The organism is Albirhodobacter sp. R86504 (assembly GCF_042466415.1).
Lineage (GTDB): Bacteria > Pseudomonadota > Alphaproteobacteria > Rhodobacterales > Rhodobacteraceae > Albirhodobacter.
Genome location: NZ_JAXHCH010000002.1, coordinates 905,579 through 922,547 on the forward strand (window position 1 = coordinate 905,579; position 16,969 = coordinate 922,547).

Consider the following 16,969-nt stretch of genomic DNA (forward strand, 5'->3'; position numbering starts at 1 on the left):
AACAACAATCTTTTTCATTTCACTGCCTCATTTTCATCCGGTCATTCGACCGCTTTCTTGCTGCTTTATGCAGCTTGGTTGCGGGAGCACTCTCCCTCCAATATGCGCCGCAATTTGCGCAGGTCAATGCGCGGCTTCGTACCACCAAACATCTGGCTGGAAGCCGGGCCAGTCACCGTATAGCGGAACGTCTTGCGGGAAGTGAAGTTCCGCCTTGTAAGCAAGTCGTGAAGACTGCGCATACCAGCTCGGGATCACGTAGCGACCTGCCGTCAAGATACGGTCGAGCGCGCGCACGGCGTAGGTGAACTCTTCGGTTTCGCGCGCTTCTAGCATGGTGGCGATCATGGCCTCCGCCGCGGGGGAATTCATGCCCATCCAATTGCGCGAGCCGGGCGTGTCGATGCCGCTTGCCCCCCAATAAAGATACTGCTCGTTCCCGGGCGATAGCGAGAGCGCGCGGCGGATCCATGCCATTCCAAACTCGAAGCGGTTGGTGCGTTCGCGGTATTGAGCGGCGTCGATCACCGTCACCTGCGGGACGATGCCAAGCCGCTTGAGGCTCTCGACGAAGATATCCACGGCGGGGGCAATCTCGGTATCGCCCTGCTGCAAAACGATTTCGAAGGTGAAGGGATCACCGGCCTCATTTCGCAAGACGCCCGCATCATCGGCCGACCAACCCGCCGCGTTCAACAAGCGCATCGCGCTGCGGGTGTTTTTGCGGTTCTGGGCCGATCCGTCCCCCTGCGGTAAGGTATACCCCTCCAAGGTGCCGTCGATCAGCGTGTCCTTGAACGGCTCCAAGAGGGCCGCCACGGGGCCTTCGGCAGGGCCCTTGCCAGCTTTGAGGGTCGAGTTGTCGAAGTAGGATTGGATGCGGGGTTCCGCATCCGAATTGATGGTTTTGCTGATGAATTCAAAATTATAGACAGAGGTCAGCGCCTCACGCACGCGCCAGTCTTGGAAAACGGGCAGGCGGGTGTTGAAGACGAGGCCTTGCATCCCTGACGGTCGTTGATGCGGTATTTCTGTGCGAAGGATCCGGCCATCTTGCACGGCAGGGAAGGTATATCCGGTGTTCCAACGCGCGGCATTGCCCTCGCGCCAAGTGTCGAGATCACCCGCCTTGAACGCCTCGAACGCGATGTTTTGGTCGCTGTAATACGCGTGGGTGATTTTATCGAAGTTATAAAGACCTTGCAGGATCGGTAGGTCTTTTCCCCAAAAATCGGGATTTCGCCGGTAGACGACCTTCCGGTTCGGGATCGCCTCCTCGACCGTATAGGGGCCCGACCCGATCGGGATGTCCATTGTGGAGGCGGAGAAATCCTTGCCCTCATATTGCGCTTTTTTCAAAACGGGACGCAGCCCGAGGAGGAGCACCAGTTCGCGCGAGGGCTCTTTGAAGGTGAAGCGGATTTTATCAGGCGCGGTGATCTCGGCCTTGGCGATTTTTGCCCATGCGTCGGTGTAGCGCGGATGCCCTTGATTTCCCAAAGTCTCGAAGGACCACAAGACATCCTCTACCGTGACCGGCGTGCCATCGGAGAAGCGTGCTTCGGGGCGCAGCGTAAACTCGGCGTAACTGCGCGCCTCATCCGTCTCGACCCCGGACGCCAGCAACCCGTAAAGCGAGAAGGGCTCATCGATGGAGCGGATCATCAGTGTTTGAAATACGAATGGCGCGATGCCTTCGGGCGCGCGTCCTGCCAAAATCCACGGATTGAGGGAATCAAAGCCTTCTTGCGCGTTTATCCGGATCTCGCCGCCCTTTGGCGCATCAGGGCGGGCATAGGGCAGGGAATCGCCTTCCTGCAGCATTGGGGTGCCATACATCGCGATACCGTTTTGCGGGCTCGGGCGCGGCGTGCCCGCTATCGCTGCACTCGCCTCTGGGGTGATTCCCCGATTCTGTTGTGCAATTGCCGGAAAGCCCGTGCCTGACGCGATCAAAACGGGCAAAACAAGCGCAGTGACTGCCGATATTCGATGGAAAAACTCCGATGCCATGCGCGCTACAATCCCTAGTTTATCTGTGATTTCAGGGGGCAAGCTACCGAAGCTAACGTCAAAGAGCAAACTTTTAGCTTGGAACTAGGCGTGGAAAGGCTTATACATAACTCACTGCTCGATAGGTTTCTTGCCTGTATGAAACCTGCCTCATGACTTAGCGCCCGCCTCGTGCGGGCGTTTTTTTTTGCTCGAAAATCATCACGGCGCGACGAGTGTTATTCATTTTCGCCCCAAAAATGCGGTTTTTAGCCGAAAACCGCTGTTTATTTGCCCAAATTGAACATTCAGGCATGGCGTCGTCAGACTGTATCGCACCCCTCTGCGCGTGCGGCGTTTCGCAAGAGGCCGATCGCAGAATGGGCGATTCTCCGCCGAGAGGTGAGCCCCCGTGACGGCAAGATTTCCGGGCGCAGAGTCGGGCAAATGGGCCGCGAGGGGCTCTCATGACGTCCTTATCCGCCTCCCGCCAGCTCTCTCTTGATCACATTTCTGCGCGCATGCTGCAATGCGGCGAATTTTTGGGAACTCTGCACGCTGCGGCGACTTGTCCTTCTATGACGGGTAACCTTGCTGGGGTCAGTGCGCGCGGCGCAACTGATCGCTAGCGTTTTGGCCCGCATCGGCTAGGCTATATGAAATATCCCATCGGAGGCACGCATGAGCACCCCATCTTCAAACGCACCGCTGCACGGCAAAACGGCGATTATCACCGGATCAAATTCGGGCATCGGATTGGGCGTGGCCCATGAGCTGGCGAAGGCTGGCGCGTCTATCGTCTTGAATTCTTTCACCGATCGTGAGGAAGACCACAAGCTCGCAGCAGATATGGCGGCGCAGCACGGGGTTGAGGTGCGCTATATCAAGGCGGATATGTCGAAGGGTGAGGATTGTCGCAACCTTATCGAGGCCGCAGGCGGATGCGATATCCTCGTCAACAATGCGGGCATTCAATATGTCGCCGGTATCGACGAATTTCCGACCGAAAAATGGGATGCGATTATCGCAATCAACCTATCCTCCGCGTTTCACACGATCGCCGCCGCATTGCCGCATATGCGCAAACGCGGTTGGGGCCGGATCGTGAATGTGGCCTCGGCGCATGGCTTGACCGCATCGCCCTATAAATCGGCCTATGTCGCGGCCAAACACGGCGTCTTGGGTTTGACCAAAACCGTCGCACTCGAGACCGCCGAGGAGCCGATCACCTGCAACGCGATCTGCCCCGGATATGTTTTGACACCGCTCGTGGAATCGCAAATCCCCGACACGATGAAGAAATACAATATGGATCGTGACACAGTCATTCGCGAAATCCTACTGGAGCGCCAGCCGTCAAAGGAATTTGCGACCGTAGAGGAGGTCGGCGGCACAGCGGTGTTCTTATGCTCAACCTCAGCCAAGCAAATTACCGGAACATCGATTTCCATCGATGGTGGTTGGACCGCAATTTAACCCCTCCGCCGCCTTCAAGACGCGCCCTCGAGACGGGATCACCCGGCCTCGAGGGCCCCCGCCAAAAATAGGTCGCTACATAAGGATCGCCGTAGATGCAGACGAAACATATCAACCTTGCGCTGCAGGGTGGCGGCGCGCACGGGGCCTTCACGTGGGGGGTGTTGGATCGGCTGTTGGATGAGGATTGGATCGAGATTGACGCGATTTCGGGCACGTCTGCGGGCGCGCTGAACGGGGCGGCGCTGAAGGCCGGTCTGGCGGGGGGCAAGCCCGCGCAGACACGGCGCAGGCCGAACCGTCGCCATAACGCGCAAGTCATCCTGCGTGAGCTGTGGGGATCTATTCCGTCGCACACGGACAAGCGGCTGACGAGCTGGATGGGGTCTTTGTTCCCCGTGCCCCAAGGCATGAACCGGATCATTGAAGCCTTCTCACCCTCGGCATGGCTCGACCAGATGACCCGCGTCTACTCGCCCTACGATAGCGGCGTTTTCTATTCAAATCCGCTTGCCCCGATCGCGCAAGCGCTTGATTTTGAAGCAATCAGCAGCCAAGAGGGGCCCGAGCTTTTCGTCGCAGCCACGAATGTCCGAAGCGGAAAGATCCGTGTCTTTGGCGGTGCGGAGGTGACGCTTGACGCGGTTTTGGCCTCCGCCTGTCTGCCGACAGTGTTTCAAGCGGTCGAGATCGAGGATCCGAAGACGGGGATTTTGGAGGCCTATTGGGACGGCGGGTTTACCGGAAATCCCCCGCTTTTCCCCCTGTTCGAGCCGCGCCTTCCCAGCGATATCATGATCGTCCACATCAACCCGATGATCCGCGAGACGGTACCGACGTCGCCGGTGGAGATTGAGGATCGGGTGAATGAAATCTCGTTCAACTCGTCGCTGCTGCGCGAGTTGCGCGCGATCGACTTTGTGCACCGACTTATCGCGGAAGGGCGGATACCCGAAGGCGCGATGAAGGATGTCCGCATACATCTTGTCGGAGATGACGAGGTGATGACCGCCTTGGGAACAGATACAAAAATCCTGCCCGATGAGGAGGTCATGACCCGCCTGATGACGGCGGGCCAAGCGGCGGCGGACAGGTTCCTCACCGCCCATGCCGATGATCTGGGGCAGCGCTCCACCATTGATCTGCGGGCGATGTTTTCCTGAAGACTACGCGACAGGTGGGAGTTTCTTGGCCTTTGCGGCCAGCTTCGCGATGTCCCCTGGCGTCTTTTGTCCCGGGTAGACGAGACCTGCCGAAATGATCAGCTTCGCCGCGTCCTCAACCGTCATATCAAGGTAGATCAGCTCGGAATTGGGCACGAGAAGCAAAAAACCAGATGTCGGATTTGGCGTGGTGGGTAAGAAAACCGAGATCAGCGGATCGCCTTCCTCGGAATAGCTCGCGATTTCGCCTTTCGCAGGGGTGGATACGAACCCGATTGCGCGGATGCCCTTGCGCGGATACTCGATCAAGCACGCGCGATCAAACTTCGCCTCGTCGGACGAAGACAGCACCGTTTCCGCAATTTGTTTCAATCCGTTATAGATCGAACGCACAACGGGCATCTGGTCAACGACACGCTCCCCCCAGCGCAACAGCGAACGCCCGATCAGGCCTTTTGCGCCCCAACCGATGATCACCGTGAAGATCAGGAAGAAGAGAACACCAACCCCGCGCAGGTTCACCCCGATATATTGCTCGGGCCGCCACCGCGCAGGCACCATCGGCAGGACCCAGCTATCAACCCATCCCGCCACCGTCCACATCAACCAAATCGTCAAGCCGATAGGGGCGATCACAACCAGCCCCGTGAGGAACGACCCTCGCAACTTGGCAAACATTCCGCGTTTCTTGGGCGGCTGGATCGTGTCGTGTTCAGTCATAATTGCTTAAAGCTCCCTGCTCACATGAACTTAGGCGCGCGGCAGGGGCGCTGCAATGTCGAACCGGCGTTGTGGAGGAACAAAGTGACCGATGGCATCGGTTTGGTCAGATTTGCGGCACGGGTATGGGATGTTGAGGCGATGAGGCGGCTCGAACCGCCTCATCGGATGGCCTTAGAGGGCGCGGGCGATGGCCGCGGCCAGACGGGCGTTGTTCAACACCAACTCGATATTGGCCGTGAGCGATTTGCCCTCGGTCGCCTCAAAGATCCGTTGCAACAAGAACGGCGTCACGTCTTTTGCCGCGATGCTTTGCGCGGCGGCGGCGGCGAGGGCCTCCTCAACCACGGGCATAATCTCGGCGCGCGGAATTTCATGCTCGACCGGGATCGGGTTCGCGATCAAATGTCCCCCTGCGAGATTAAGCGCGAGGCGTTGCTTCATCGCCGCCGCGATCTCTTGCGCGCTGTCCATCCGCAGTGGCGCCTTCAAACCGGAACTGCGCGACCAGAAGGCAGGGATCTCGTCCTGACCGTAGGCGATCACGGGAACGCCATTGGTTTCAAGCACTTCCATAGTTTTCGGAATATCCAAAATTGCTTTCGCCCCCGCCGCGACCACCGTCACCGCCGTGAGCGAGAGTTCATTCAGATCGGCGGAAATATCAAAGGTCTCCTCCGCTCCGCGATGAACGCCGCCGATGCCGCCTGTTGCGAACACGCGGATCCCTGCGCGCTCTGCCGCGATCATCGTTGCCGCAACGGTCGTAGCCCCCGTGCGCCCCTGCGCCATGCACACGGCCAAATCGGCGCGCGAGAGTTTCATGACGTTCTTCGCTTGGCCAAGCTGATCGAGTTGCGCGTCCGTCAAGCCGATGTGCAACACGCCGTCGAGAACGGCGATGGTAGCCGGCACCGCCCCGTGCGCGCGGATTTCGGCCTCGACCTTGCGCGCAGTCTCCACGTTTTGCGGGAAGGGCATGCCGTGGGTGATGATGGTAGATTCCAGCGCAACGAGCGCCGCGCCAGAGGCACGTGCGGCCTCAACCTCGGGGGAAAAGATCATGTGTGAATATCTCCGGACACATATCGGGCGGCCGCAGTGAGGGCGCGCTCCAGCGCCTCCCTGCGCGGCGCGCCTCGGGTTTCGGCCACGAGATGCGCGGCCATGAATGTATCCCCAGCGCCCGTGACACGCGTCACGAGAACAGGGGGCGGTGCGGCGCAGATAACGCCCTCGGACGAGCCGTCCGCCGCCATTTTGCCGCCGTCTGTCACCAATACGCGCCGCGCACCGCGCGACAAAAGCCCTTCGGCGGCACTCCGGGCATCGTTAAACTCTGACTGACACAAGATGCCAGCTTCTTCCAGATTGACATAGAGCGACGCTCTTGGGTGGGTCATCAACACGCCCAGACGCTCCGCCTTGCCGGGGCTTGCGGGGGCGACGCGAAGATCGGCCTGCGCGAAGGCGGCGGCACGGGCGATTTCCCCCAAGAGCGCAGTCGTAAGATTGCCATCCAAGGCGATCGGTCCGCGCCACGGCGCGGAGGCATCGCCCAGTGCGCCTTCCGTGACAGGGCGCAGGATTTTGTCGCCCGCCGCCTCCAATGAATGCGCATCCGCAACGGCCGCGATCAAGCCGTTCGCCCCTTCAATCGCCATATAGCGGTCGGTCGGAAGATCCTCGGAGATATAGGCATGGCGGCAATCAACGCCCAAGCCCTCAGCCGCGGTGATCAATTCCTTGCCCTGCGTGTCGCGCCCGATCGCCGTCAACACTGCCGGTCGCATCCCGAAGCGCGCCAGCGTCATCGCGATATTCATCGCAACACCGCCCGGCAGGCGGGTGATCCGGCCCGGCACATCCGCGCCCACCCGCATATGGGCGGGCGCCCGCCCGATAATATCCCACAACACCGACCCGATGCAGAGGATTTCCGGCGTGGACGTCTGGACGTGATCCGGCGAGGGCAGCGTATCGCTCATATTGGGCTGGCTCCGTGGTTGGGTCATTGGGCAGGTGCCGCGTTCACGCGTGATGCGCAAGGGGGTCGTGACGGCAAGGGAAAGGCTTTAGTTCAGGGGACGTAGCTTGGTAATGCCCGCCGCCGCGCCCCGTGCCAAAGCGGGATCGAGCGACATCGGCACATATTCGCCCCGTCGCCACAGCTCGGCCATATCATCATAGTGGCGCGAAAGCGGATGGCCCGATTGCCCTGTATCCACAATGAAGACAGAGCTGTCGGGGTCGGCAAAATCATAAACGCCACGATAACTCGCGCCGTGGACATTGGCGTAGGGGGTATCGCCTGTGCCCATCAACCCACCACGATTCAGGGTGAAGTCGCCGCCCGAGGTGGATTGGCGGATGTTGGTAAACCATTGCAAAACCGGAACACGCCCGAGAACCGCATGATCGTGACGCGCCTCATGTGCGTCACCCCAACGCCAGCTCTCGACAGTGTCGCCGTATTTCTGGCTAAGCTCCAAGAGCGCGTCGTCAAGCGCGGTTCGCGCGATATCGGTGCAGGTCTCGATTGGGGCTGATTGAATCACATCACACCACTTCGACGCACCCTCAATGTTGCGGTACACCCGCTCAATGAACACGGGCTCAAGCTGGCTGAAGGAGTCCGCCAGCGGACCGAGCTCGTCTTGCATCAAACGGTGCTGAAGCGCGCGCATCCATGCCGCATAGATCAACGGCTCGGGCAGATGCTCGTTCATTTCTCCGTCCCATTCCGCCAAAAGCTTGAGCGCGCGCTGGCGTTTGCGCTCAGCCGTGCCCTCGGCAGCATCGGCGCCAGTGAACCACAAATCCGCCCCCACGAGCGGCAAAAGGCCGCGCGCCGCAGGGGAGACAGTATCAAGCTGCGCCGCGATCAGGCTTTCGCGGGTGTGGACTTCGCGCTCACCCAACAACAGTTGAAGGCGTTGGATGCGTTGCGTGTCGCCCCACGCGTAGGACACGTGATCGGGGAACGCGCGATCGGTGATCTTGTTATTCGTGTTGCCGACAATCCCGCCCACTGGCCGCAGGCTTTGCGGGTTCTGGGCGTAGGGAAGGTAGCGGGCGGCGCGCTCTTGCGGCCAGAGGTTGCTCGGGTTGGTCCCTGGCGCCGGCATCCGCCCTTTGGTCTCATGCAAGGCATCACGCGCGGGCAAGGCACCGACCGTGACCATGCCGATACCGGTCTGATCCGCCAAAGTGAGGTTCATCACGGGCGCGACAAAGGCCTCACCGGCTTGCACGGCCTGCTCCATGCTATGGGCCTGCATCAAGGCAATGGCGGCCGAGCTGGAGGTATCGGCGGGCTCGAGCGCCGTCCATTGCAACGCGGCGACATGGCCGCGCGGCGTGACATCCGCGAGATCGAAATGCGAGCCGGGCAAGATCGGGCCATTTTCGGACCACCGAAGCATCAGGGTAATCGGCGCGGCGTCTTTCACCGTGAGGATCGCGCGGCGCGTGGCGAAAGGCTTGGAGCCTTCATCCGTCAGGTATTCGCCTGTCACATCAGGGTTCAGCGCCTCCATGACCACGTCTTGGTCGTCTGCAAACGTCGTCGTGAGGCCCCATCCCAGATGCGCATTCCGCCCTGCCAAGATGGCGGGGAATCCGGGAATGGTCGCGCCAATGACCCCCCCCGATTGCAACTGTAACCGTGCCAGATACCATTGCGTCGGGGCGGCGAACTGGCTGTGCGGGTCATTGGCGAGCAACGATCCTCCCGCCGCCGAGCGTTCGGGCGCGGCGGCGAAGGCGTTCGAGGCCCCTTGCGAATTGCGCGAGGGCGCGGGCCAAAGCGCAGGCAAGGCGAGATCGGAATGGGCGTTGGGCACGGGCGCGTTAAAGAGGCTCGCGTAGTCCGGCAATGCGATCTGCCCCGAGGTGGCGACATCCGGCATCACATCGCGCACCAGATCGGGCGAAAGCTTGCTAAGCCGCGCGCGCAAGACCTCATCCTCGATCTGGCTGGTGTTTTTAAGGGCCATCAGCTTCAAAATCGCGATGGAGTCTGCGGGAGTCCAATAGGCGATTTCATTCGTAAACCAGAAAAATTCCGGTGCGCCGCGTCCCAAAGCTCCCGAATTCACCTGTGTAATCCACTGGTTAACACCCTTGGCATAGGCCTCCAGTGCGATCGTCGTCTGGGGATCTTGGGCGCTGACGGAGGCGAGCGCCGCGCCGTATAGATCAAGGCGGCGCATCAGCTCGTCTGTTTGCAATGTCTGCGCGCCAAACACCTCCGACAACCGTCCTTGAACCGTCCGGCGCGCCATGACCATTTGCCATAAGCGATCTTGCGCATGTGCTAGCCCGAGCCCGAAATAAACATCCGCATCATTGGCGCCAAAAATATGGGGCACGTTTTCGGTGGAGCGCACGATCTCGACAGGGGCCGAGAGCCCCTCGACCTCGAATGTCGCGTCATAATCAGGCAGGGATCGCGCCGCGAAATAATACATCAGCGCGCCAATCGCGACAGCGGTTAGCAACAGGCCGGAGACGATCCGAACGAGCCATTTGAACAAGGTCAGCATAAAACCCCCAAGCCATCCGCATCCCCGCACGGTTGACGGGAAGACGCGAGAGGTTACTAAGTCAGGCCAGAGGAATATTCAACGCGCCTTTACACGCGCGCGCGGCCCGCGGCAAAGGACTGCCGCCTATCAGACCGCATTTGGGAAAGAGGCTAACATATGGCAAAAGTTGCATTTTTGGGCTTGGGCGTCATGGGCGCACCAATGGCGGGGCATCTGAAGGCGAAAGGCCATGACGTGACGGTTTACAACCGCACGCAGGAAAAAGCCGAAGCATGGGCGCAAAAGCACCGCGGGTCTTTCGCCGCCACACCCCGCGAGGCGGCCGCAAATGCGCAATTTGTCATGGCTTGCGTTGGAAACGATGACGATCTGCGCGCCGTGTGTTTGGGCGAGAACGGCGCGTTTGGCGGGATGTCTTCGGGCGCGACCTTTGTTGATCACACCACTGTCTCGGCGGCGGTGACGCGCGAACTTCATGCGCTTGCGGCCGATCAGGGCATTGGTTTCATCGATGCACCGGTCTCTGGCGGTCAGGCGGGCGCTGAAAACGGCGTGCTTTCGGTGATGTGCGGGGGCGATGCCGCTCAATATGAGGCGGCGGAGCCGATTATCGCCGCCTACGCCAAGATTTGTCGTCGCCTCGGCGAGAGCGGCGCGGGGCAGATGACCAAGATGTGCAACCAGATCGCGATTGCCGGCTTGGTGCAAGGCTTGGCCGAAAGCTTGCACTTCGCGGAGAAAGCCGGGCTGTCGATTTCGGATGTGGTGGAGGTGATTTCACAAGGCGCTGCCGGATCGTGGCAAATGGCCAACCGTCACAAGACAATGGAAGCGGATGAGTTCAACCACGGGTTTGCGGTCGACTGGATGCGCAAAGATCTCGCGATTTGTTTGAAAACGGCGGATGAAACGGGCGCCAGCCTGCCTGTTACCGCGCTGGTCGATCAGTTTTACAAGGACGTCCAAGGACTTGGGGGCGGTCGCTGGGATACGTCGTCGCTCATCGCGCGGCTGCGCAAGTAAGTTTGGGATCGAATCTCATCCATAAGGTGAGCTTCGATCTCTATTCCATTGATATATTTATGTTAAAGCGTTGAAGGCTGGCGCCCAAGTAAGTTCACCGCGATCAACAAGCCCTTGCCGCGTCAGATCCAATACCATCAGATGCTCGCCTGCAAACGCGCCCGTGAACCCGGTCGCAGGCTGAAAGCCGAACCTGCTATAAAAGTCGGGGTCCCCCAATACGAACACCCCTTCGAACCCTTTGGCACGCGCTTGTAAGAGGCCTGCGCGGATCAAATCGCCGCCAAGCCCTTGACGACGCATCGTTTCACGGACCGCCAAGGGCGCGAGGGCCAGCGCCTTGAACGGGGCCGTCATGGGCGAGAATGCAATATGCCCCAGATAGGCACGACCGATTTTCGCAACCAGCGAGATCGGCAGATCAAACGCCACGCGTAGCGAATTGACCAGCCTTGCTTCATCCTCGCGCGCGAAAGCCGTGGTGATCAGATGTGAGATCTCTGCGATGTCTTTCGCCGTTTCATCCATGATATCAGGGCGTTGATCGGCGATCTTATAGTCACGCCGCACGCCGGACGTCGCTTGCGCCCAAGGCGAGGCAGCGGTTCGCGTTTGATGGTGCCGATAAGCAGCCCGATCGATGAAAGCTTCCGACACATGCCACAGCATCGTGTCGACGGGATCTTGCAGGACGTCGAAATACAGGCAGCCTTCTTCGCCCACCGTTGCGCGCATATGCGCGGGAAGATGCGCGAGGATCGATGCGCGCTCCGCCTCGTTCTTGCAGATCAAACGGCCTTCGACAGTCACAAGAGGCATCACGCAATCCCATCGGTCAGTTAGAAATCGGGCGCGGCACTGATGCGCCGCGCCCGTGAGAGGCTGCTTATTCCCACTCGATCGTGCCGGGGGGCTTTGACGTGATATCATAGGTGCACCGGTTGATGCCCTTGACCTCGTTGATGATCCGCGTCGCCGTTTCGCCCAAAAATTCATGGGTGAACGGGTAATAATCGGCGGTCATGCCATCGACGCTGGTGACTGCGCGCAGCGCACAGGCGTAGTCATAGGTGCGACCATCCCCCATCACGCCAACCGTTTTGACAGGAAGGATCGCGACGAATGCTTGCCAGATTTCGTCATAGAGGCCGTGTTTGCGGATCTGATCGATATAGACCGCATCTGCCTTGCGCAGGATTTCCAGCTTCTCGCGGGTAATCTCACCCGGGCAGCGGATCGCGAGGCCTGGGCCCGGGAACGGATGCCGCCCGATGAAGCTTTGTGGCAGGCCTAGCTCACGGCCCAAGGCGCGCACTTCGTCCTTGAACAATGCTCGCAGCGGTTCAACGAGCTTCAAGCCCATTTTTTCCGGCAAACCGCCCACGTTATGGTGCGATTTGATCGTGACAGAAGGGCCGCCCGAGAAGGAAACCGATTCAATCACATCAGGATAGAGCGTGCCTTGCGCGAGGAATTTCGCATCCTTGATCTCGTTGGCGTATTTCTGGAACACATCGATAAAGAGCTTACCGATGGTTTTACGCTTCACTTCCGGATCGGAAACGCCTTCGAGCGCGCCGATGAACAGATCGGATTCGTCCGCCGCGATCAGCTTGATATTGTAATTCTCGCTGAACATCTTTTTGACTTCTTCCGCCTCATTGAGACGCAAGAGGCCATGGTCGACGAAGACACAGGTGAGTTGGTCCCCGATCGCCTCATGCAGCAAGATCGCAGTGACCGAGCTGTCGACGCCGCCGGACAGGCCGCAGATCACGTGATCCGTGCCAACTTGCTCGCGGATTTTTGCAATCGCTTCCGCGCGGTAGGCGCCCATCGTCCAATCGCCGGTGAAGCCAGCCATCTTTATGAAGTTCGCCAGCATCTGGGCGCCGTTGGGCGTGTGATGCACTTCGGGATGGAATTGCACAGCGTAGAAGCCGCGCGCCTCATCCGCCGTGATCGCGAAGGGCGCGTTCGGGGATGTGCCGATGACTTCAAAGCCGGGGGCCAGTTCTGTCACGCGGTCGCCGTGGCTCATCCACACTTGCTCGCGTCCGTCGGCGGTGCCGAACAGGCCAGCGAAGATCCCATCGGATTTATGGGCCGCAGCGGGCGCAACATAGGCGCGGCCATATTCGGCATGGTGGCCCGCTTCGACTTTCCCGCCGAGCTGTTCCATCATGACCTGTTGGCCATAGCAGATCCCGAAGATCGGGAGGCCCATGCCGAACAGGGCTTGCGGCGCGCGGGGGGAGCCCTCGCGCGTCACGCTATCAGGGCCACCTGACAAAATCACGGCTTTGGGCGCCATCTCGCGGATGGTGGCCTCGGTGACCGTCTGATAGGGGCGAATTTCGCAAAAAACATTCAGCTCGCGCAGGCGCCGCGCAATCAGCTGCGTCACTTGGGAACCGAAATCGATGATGAGTAGGCGTTGATGCTGGGTCATGGGTTCGAATTATTTGAGGTTGCCGTGTTGCGCAAGGGAAAGTCGCGCGCGGAGATGGATTTGTCGCCCGAGGTTGCCGCCAAGCGTGAGCGCTTTCAAAGCAGGGTCGCACCGAAGGCAAGGCAGGCCGGTACGGTTTGCACGGCGATGATCTTTCGGCTGACGCTGACGCCCCCGTAAAGCCCCGCGATAGCAACGCAGCCCAAGAAGAACCACGCCACATGTCGCGCCCAATCCGGATCTTGGATCAAGAGCGACCAGATCAAACCCGCAGCGAGAAACGCGTTATAGAGCCCTTGGTTTGCGGCCATCACCTTCGTTTTAGCGAACAGATCGGGCTGCAAAGCGGGGAAAATCGCCTTTCCACGGCGCTCCCATGCGAACATCTCCAACCAGCAGATATAGGCGTGCAAAACGGCGATCAGCACGATGAGAACTTGGGCAAAAAGGGGCATGGGCACTCGCAATGAAGGGGTATGAAAAAGGCCCCCGAAGGGGCCTTTTATCTGTTTATTTCTCAGGCAAAAGCCCGCGCGGGGCAAACCGCAGCACCAAGAGGAGCACCAATCCCATCACCAGCATCCGCATATGCGCCGCCGAGTCGATGAGATGCGCCTTCACCGCGCCATCCGACAAGCCGGATGTCAGCAATTGCATCGCGCCATTGCCCCACGGCTCAACCTTGATCCAGAGATACCAGATCAGCATACCGCCCAGCACCGAGCCCCAATTGTTGCCCGAGCCGCCGACGATGACCATGACCCAGATCAGGAAGGTGAAACGCAGCGGGAAATAAGAGGTCGGCGTGACCTGCCCATCGAGCGTGATCAGCATCGCCCCCGCAAGGCCGCACACCGCAGAGCCAAGCACGAACACCTGCAAATGGCGGCGGGTGACGTCTTTCCCCATCGCGCGGGCCGCTGTCTCGTTGTCGCGGATCGCGCGCATCATTCGGCCCCAAGGCGATTTCAGCGCCATCTCCGACAGCCAGATCACGAGCAAGGTCGCCACAATAAACAGCGCCGCATAGCAAAGCTTCACAAAGATGGTCGATCCGGTGATCGGGTCGAGCCCGAAGCTGGCCGCGCGCTCGATAAAGGAGGGATCGGCTTGCAGATCGACCTCGTAGGGCACAGGTCGCGGAATGCCGTTCACGTTTTTCACGCCGCGCGCGAGCCATTCCTCGTTTCGCAAAACGAAGACGATGATCTGTGCGATCCCCAATGTGGCAATCGCGAGATAATCCGACCGCAGGCCGAGAGAAATCTTGCCAACCGCCCATGCCGCGACGGCCGCAAAAACCATGCCAACCGGCCAAGACAAAAGCACAGGAAGGCCAAGCCCGCCCAGATAGCCCGCGCCCGACGGGTTGATCGCCTCGATCATCGCGACCGCGGGATCAAGAACGGCCCGGTAGGCGAAGAAGCCTGCGATCAACCAAGCGACCAGCGCCAGCGCCATCGGACGGCCGCGCATCCGGCGTTTGATTTGCACCGCAAGCGCGATGACCAGACCCGCAAGCGCAAACGCGCCCAGCAAGCGCCAGCCGCCCGCCGCGAAAGCGCCCGGAACAGGGGGCATCGAGACGAGCACAGGTGCAAGCCCGCCGAGCGCCACGAAGCCCAAGATGCCCGTGTTAAAGAGGCCCGCATAGCCCCATTGGATATTCACCCCCAGCGCCATAATCGCCGAGATCAGCCCCATGTTGAGGAGGCCGAGCGCCGTATTCCAGCCGCCCGTCGCCGCCTCCAAAGCGAACAATCCGAGCATCAGCGCAAAATACAGCGGCGCGCGGTTCTTACCCGCTGTCGGTTGACGTGTCGCACTCATACCGATTTCCCTTTGAAGAGGCCTGTTGGCTTGAACAAAAGAACGATCACGAGGATCGCGAAGCTCACACCGAATTTATATTCGGTCGAGATGAGTTGGAGAAGACCATCAGGCGCGAGGCTGGCGGGAAGGACATAGGTCACGACCTTTTTCCACGCATAGGTCACCGCAACCTCCGAGAAAGATACGATAAACCCGCCCGCGATAGCGCCGAGTGGATTGCCCAGACCACCAACGATCGCGGCCGCAAACATCGGCAGAAGAAGTTCGAAATAGTTGAACGCCTTGAACGACTTATCCAACCCGTACAGCGTGCCGGCGATGGTTGCCAAGGCGGCCGCGATGATCCAGGTGATCCGCACGACGCGCTCGGGGTCAATGCCAGACAATAGCGCGAGATCCTCGTTGTCGGAGAAGGCGCGCATCGATTTTCCGGTGCGGGTTTTGTTGAGGAAGTGGAACAAGGCCCAGACCACCAGCGCCGACGTCACCAATGTGATGACTTGGGTCGTGCGCAGGGCGAGCCCTTCTTCGAGACCGGTCATCGCCTTGAAATCACGCACAGAAATCAAGAACCTCTGGCCATCGGCAAAGTTGATATCATCCACGCCGATGACGAACCGTGTGAGGGCGTTCATAACAAACATAACGCCGACCGAAACCATGACCAAAACGACAGGCGCGGCCTTTTGTTTGCGGTAGAAGCGGTACACGGCGCGGTCAGTGGCCAAGACCAAAACCGCCGTCAGCGCGATCGAGACGGGCAGGGCGAGCAGAGCGGTTGGCAGGATGCCAAAGCTGATCCCCATGGCTTGGAAACCCCATGTCACCAGGATTGTCATCGCCGTGCCAAAGGCCATCGTATCGCCATGCGCAAAGTTGGAGAAGCGCAGGATGCCATACACCAAAGTAACCCCGAGCGCGCCGAGCGCCAGCTGCGCGCCGTAGGCGGAGGCGGGGATCACGACATAATTCAAAAGCGCGACGAGCGCGTTGAGCAGGTCCATCATCAGCCCCCCAAGAACGTGCGGCGGACATCGGGATCGGCCATCAAGGCCGCGCCAGTGTCGGTGTATTTATTCGCGCCCTGCACTAAAACATAGCCGGTGTCTGCAATTTCAAGCGCTTGACGGGCGTTTTGCTCGACCATCAAGATCGAGATGCCCGTGCGGGCCACTTCGATAATCCGGTCAAAAAGCTCATCCATTACGATTGGCGAGACGCCTGCGGTCGGCTCGTCAAGCATCAGAAGTTTCGGCTGCGTCATCAACGCACGCCCCACCGCGACCTGCTGGCGCTGACCGCCCGAAAGCTCGCCCGCGTTCTGGTCGCGCTTGTCTTTGAGGATCGGAAACAAGTCATAAACCTGTTCCATCGTCGCGCGGAAATCGTCCTTGCGGATGAACGCACCCATTTCAAGGTTTTCCTGCACGGTCATCGTCGGGAAAACATTGTCGGTCTGCGGAACGAAGCCCATCCCTTTTTTCACGCGGTCCTCGGGCGAAAGCGCGGTGATATCCTCACCATCAAGCTTTACATACCCGCCGCGCAATTTGAGCATTCCGAAAACGGCCTTCATTGCCGTCGATTTCCCCGCACCATTCGGGCCCACGATCACCGCGATCTTGCCCTTCTCAACGGCAAGATTGCAGCCATGCAGGATATCGGCAGCACCATAGCCGCCTGTCATATTGGAGGCATCAAGATAGCTCATGCGTTACCTCCGGTTTTGCCCATAAGGCAATGATACAAAAGCGAAAATC

14 protein-coding genes are annotated in these 16,969 nt (G+C 59.7%); 3 read left to right on the forward strand and 11 right to left on the reverse strand.

Going from position 1 to position 16,969, the window contains the following annotated elements:
- Positions 1–123: 123 nt before the first annotated feature.
- Positions 124–2,013: an extracellular solute-binding protein gene (locus SJY32_RS06350; protein WP_376872998.1), complete on the reverse strand. Its 1,890-nt coding sequence runs from the start codon at positions 2,011–2,013 to the stop codon at positions 124–126.
- Between the two features lie 660 nt (positions 2,014–2,673).
- Between SJY32_RS06350 and SJY32_RS06355 the strand changes: the two genes are divergently transcribed.
- Positions 2,674–3,468 carry a 3-hydroxybutyrate dehydrogenase gene (locus tag SJY32_RS06355; RefSeq protein ID WP_376873001.1) on the forward strand — a complete coding sequence of 265 codons (795 nt, stop codon included), beginning with the start codon at positions 2,674–2,676 and terminating at the stop codon, positions 3,466–3,468.
- Between the two features lie 95 nt (positions 3,469–3,563).
- Positions 3,564–4,631 (forward strand): patatin-like phospholipase family protein, encoded by a 1,068-nt coding sequence (locus tag SJY32_RS06360; protein ID WP_376873004.1) that lies wholly within the window; start codon positions 3,564–3,566, stop codon positions 4,629–4,631.
- A 3-nt stretch (positions 4,632–4,634) separates the two neighbouring features.
- Here SJY32_RS06360 and SJY32_RS06365 read toward each other — a convergent pair whose 3' ends face one another.
- The 4 genes from SJY32_RS06365 to SJY32_RS06380 all read right to left on the reverse strand — a co-directional run bounded on the left by SJY32_RS06365 (position 4,635) and on the right by SJY32_RS06380 (position 9,898).
- Positions 4,635–5,351 (reverse strand): DUF502 domain-containing protein, encoded by a 717-nt coding sequence (locus SJY32_RS06365; protein ID WP_376873007.1) that lies wholly within the window; start codon positions 5,349–5,351, stop codon positions 4,635–4,637.
- Positions 5,352–5,525: 174 nt separating this feature from the next.
- Complete coding sequence (locus tag SJY32_RS06370) at positions 5,526–6,416, reverse strand: pseudouridine-5'-phosphate glycosidase (protein WP_376873010.1); 891 nt, start codon at positions 6,414–6,416, stop codon at positions 5,526–5,528.
- A complete protein-coding gene (locus SJY32_RS06375) occupies positions 6,413–7,339 on the reverse strand; it encodes a PfkB family carbohydrate kinase (RefSeq protein ID WP_376873012.1) in 927 nt (308 codons plus the stop codon). Before SJY32_RS06375 ends, SJY32_RS06370 begins: the two co-directional genes overlap by 4 nt.
- Positions 7,340–7,426: 87 nt before the next feature.
- Complete coding sequence (locus SJY32_RS06380) at positions 7,427–9,898, reverse strand: penicillin acylase family protein (RefSeq protein WP_376873015.1); 2,472 nt, start codon at positions 9,896–9,898, stop codon at positions 7,427–7,429.
- A 159-nt stretch (positions 9,899–10,057) separates the two neighbouring features.
- On the opposite strand from SJY32_RS06380, the gene SJY32_RS06385 reads away from it, so the two are divergent.
- Positions 10,058–10,924, forward strand: coding sequence for an NAD(P)-dependent oxidoreductase (locus tag SJY32_RS06385; protein ID WP_376873018.1), 867 nt, complete (start codon positions 10,058–10,060; stop codon positions 10,922–10,924).
- A 57-nt stretch (positions 10,925–10,981) separates the two neighbouring features.
- Here SJY32_RS06385 and SJY32_RS06390 read toward each other — a convergent pair whose 3' ends face one another.
- From SJY32_RS06390 to SJY32_RS06415, 6 genes are all read right to left on the reverse strand, one after another.
- Positions 10,982–11,743 carry a GNAT family N-acetyltransferase gene (locus tag SJY32_RS06390; protein ID WP_376873020.1) on the reverse strand — a complete coding sequence of 254 codons (762 nt, stop codon included), beginning with the start codon at positions 11,741–11,743 and terminating at the stop codon, positions 10,982–10,984.
- A 67-nt stretch (positions 11,744–11,810) separates the two neighbouring features.
- Complete coding sequence (gene guaA / locus SJY32_RS06395) at positions 11,811–13,376, reverse strand: glutamine-hydrolyzing GMP synthase (RefSeq protein WP_376873022.1); 1,566 nt, start codon at positions 13,374–13,376, stop codon at positions 11,811–11,813.
- Positions 13,377–13,471: 95 nt separating this feature from the next.
- Complete coding sequence (locus SJY32_RS06400; protein WP_376873024.1) at positions 13,472–13,831, reverse strand: DUF1304 domain-containing protein; 360 nt, start codon at positions 13,829–13,831, stop codon at positions 13,472–13,474.
- A gap of 55 nt (positions 13,832–13,886) precedes the next feature.
- Positions 13,887–15,206 carry a branched-chain amino acid ABC transporter permease gene (locus SJY32_RS06405; RefSeq protein WP_376873026.1) on the reverse strand — a complete coding sequence of 440 codons (1,320 nt, stop codon included), beginning with the start codon at positions 15,204–15,206 and terminating at the stop codon, positions 13,887–13,889.
- A complete protein-coding gene (locus SJY32_RS06410) occupies positions 15,203–16,213 on the reverse strand; it encodes a branched-chain amino acid ABC transporter permease (RefSeq protein WP_376873028.1) in 1,011 nt (336 codons plus the stop codon). The genes SJY32_RS06405 and SJY32_RS06410 overlap by 4 nt, the downstream gene beginning before the upstream one ends.
- Positions 16,214–16,215: 2 nt before the next feature.
- Positions 16,216–16,920, reverse strand: a complete 705-nt coding sequence (locus tag SJY32_RS06415; RefSeq protein ID WP_376873031.1) for an ABC transporter ATP-binding protein — start codon at positions 16,918–16,920, stop codon at positions 16,216–16,218.
- Positions 16,921–16,969: the final 49 nt, after the last annotated feature.

What these genes read in the sequence shown, in the direction of transcription:
- SJY32_RS06380 (WP_376873015.1), bottom strand. Translation starts at nt 9,898, where the DNA reads ATGCTGACCTTGTTCAAATGGCTCGTTCGGATCGTCTCCGGCCTGTTG.
- SJY32_RS06415 (WP_376873031.1), bottom strand. Translation starts at nt 16,920, where the DNA reads ATGAGCTATCTTGATGCCTCCAATATGACAGGCGGCTATGGTGCTGCC.
- SJY32_RS06390 (WP_376873020.1), bottom strand. Translation starts at nt 11,743, where the DNA reads ATGCCTCTTGTGACTGTCGAAGGCCGTTTGATCTGCAAGAACGAGGCG.
- guaA (WP_376873022.1), bottom strand. Translation starts at nt 13,376, where the DNA reads ATGACCCAGCATCAACGCCTACTCATCATCGATTTCGGTTCCCAAGTG.
- SJY32_RS06405 (WP_376873026.1), bottom strand. Translation starts at nt 15,206, where the DNA reads ATGAGTGCGACACGTCAACCGACAGCGGGTAAGAACCGCGCGCCGCTG.
- SJY32_RS06370 (WP_376873010.1), bottom strand. Translation starts at nt 6,416, where the DNA reads ATGATCTTTTCCCCCGAGGTTGAGGCCGCACGTGCCTCTGGCGCGGCG.
- SJY32_RS06365 (WP_376873007.1), bottom strand. Translation starts at nt 5,351, where the DNA reads ATGACTGAACACGACACGATCCAGCCGCCCAAGAAACGCGGAATGTTT.
- SJY32_RS06360 (WP_376873004.1), top strand. Translation starts at nt 3,564, where the DNA reads ATGCAGACGAAACATATCAACCTTGCGCTGCAGGGTGGCGGCGCGCAC.
- SJY32_RS06350 (WP_376872998.1), bottom strand. Translation starts at nt 2,013, where the DNA reads ATGGCATCGGAGTTTTTCCATCGAATATCGGCAGTCACTGCGCTTGTT.
- SJY32_RS06400 (WP_376873024.1), bottom strand. Translation starts at nt 13,831, where the DNA reads ATGCCCCTTTTTGCCCAAGTTCTCATCGTGCTGATCGCCGTTTTGCAC.
- SJY32_RS06355 (WP_376873001.1), top strand. Translation starts at nt 2,674, where the DNA reads ATGAGCACCCCATCTTCAAACGCACCGCTGCACGGCAAAACGGCGATT.
- SJY32_RS06385 (WP_376873018.1), top strand. Translation starts at nt 10,058, where the DNA reads ATGGCAAAAGTTGCATTTTTGGGCTTGGGCGTCATGGGCGCACCAATG.
- SJY32_RS06375 (WP_376873012.1), bottom strand. Translation starts at nt 7,339, where the DNA reads ATGAGCGATACGCTGCCCTCGCCGGATCACGTCCAGACGTCCACGCCG.
- SJY32_RS06410 (WP_376873028.1), bottom strand. Translation starts at nt 16,213, where the DNA reads ATGGACCTGCTCAACGCGCTCGTCGCGCTTTTGAATTATGTCGTGATC.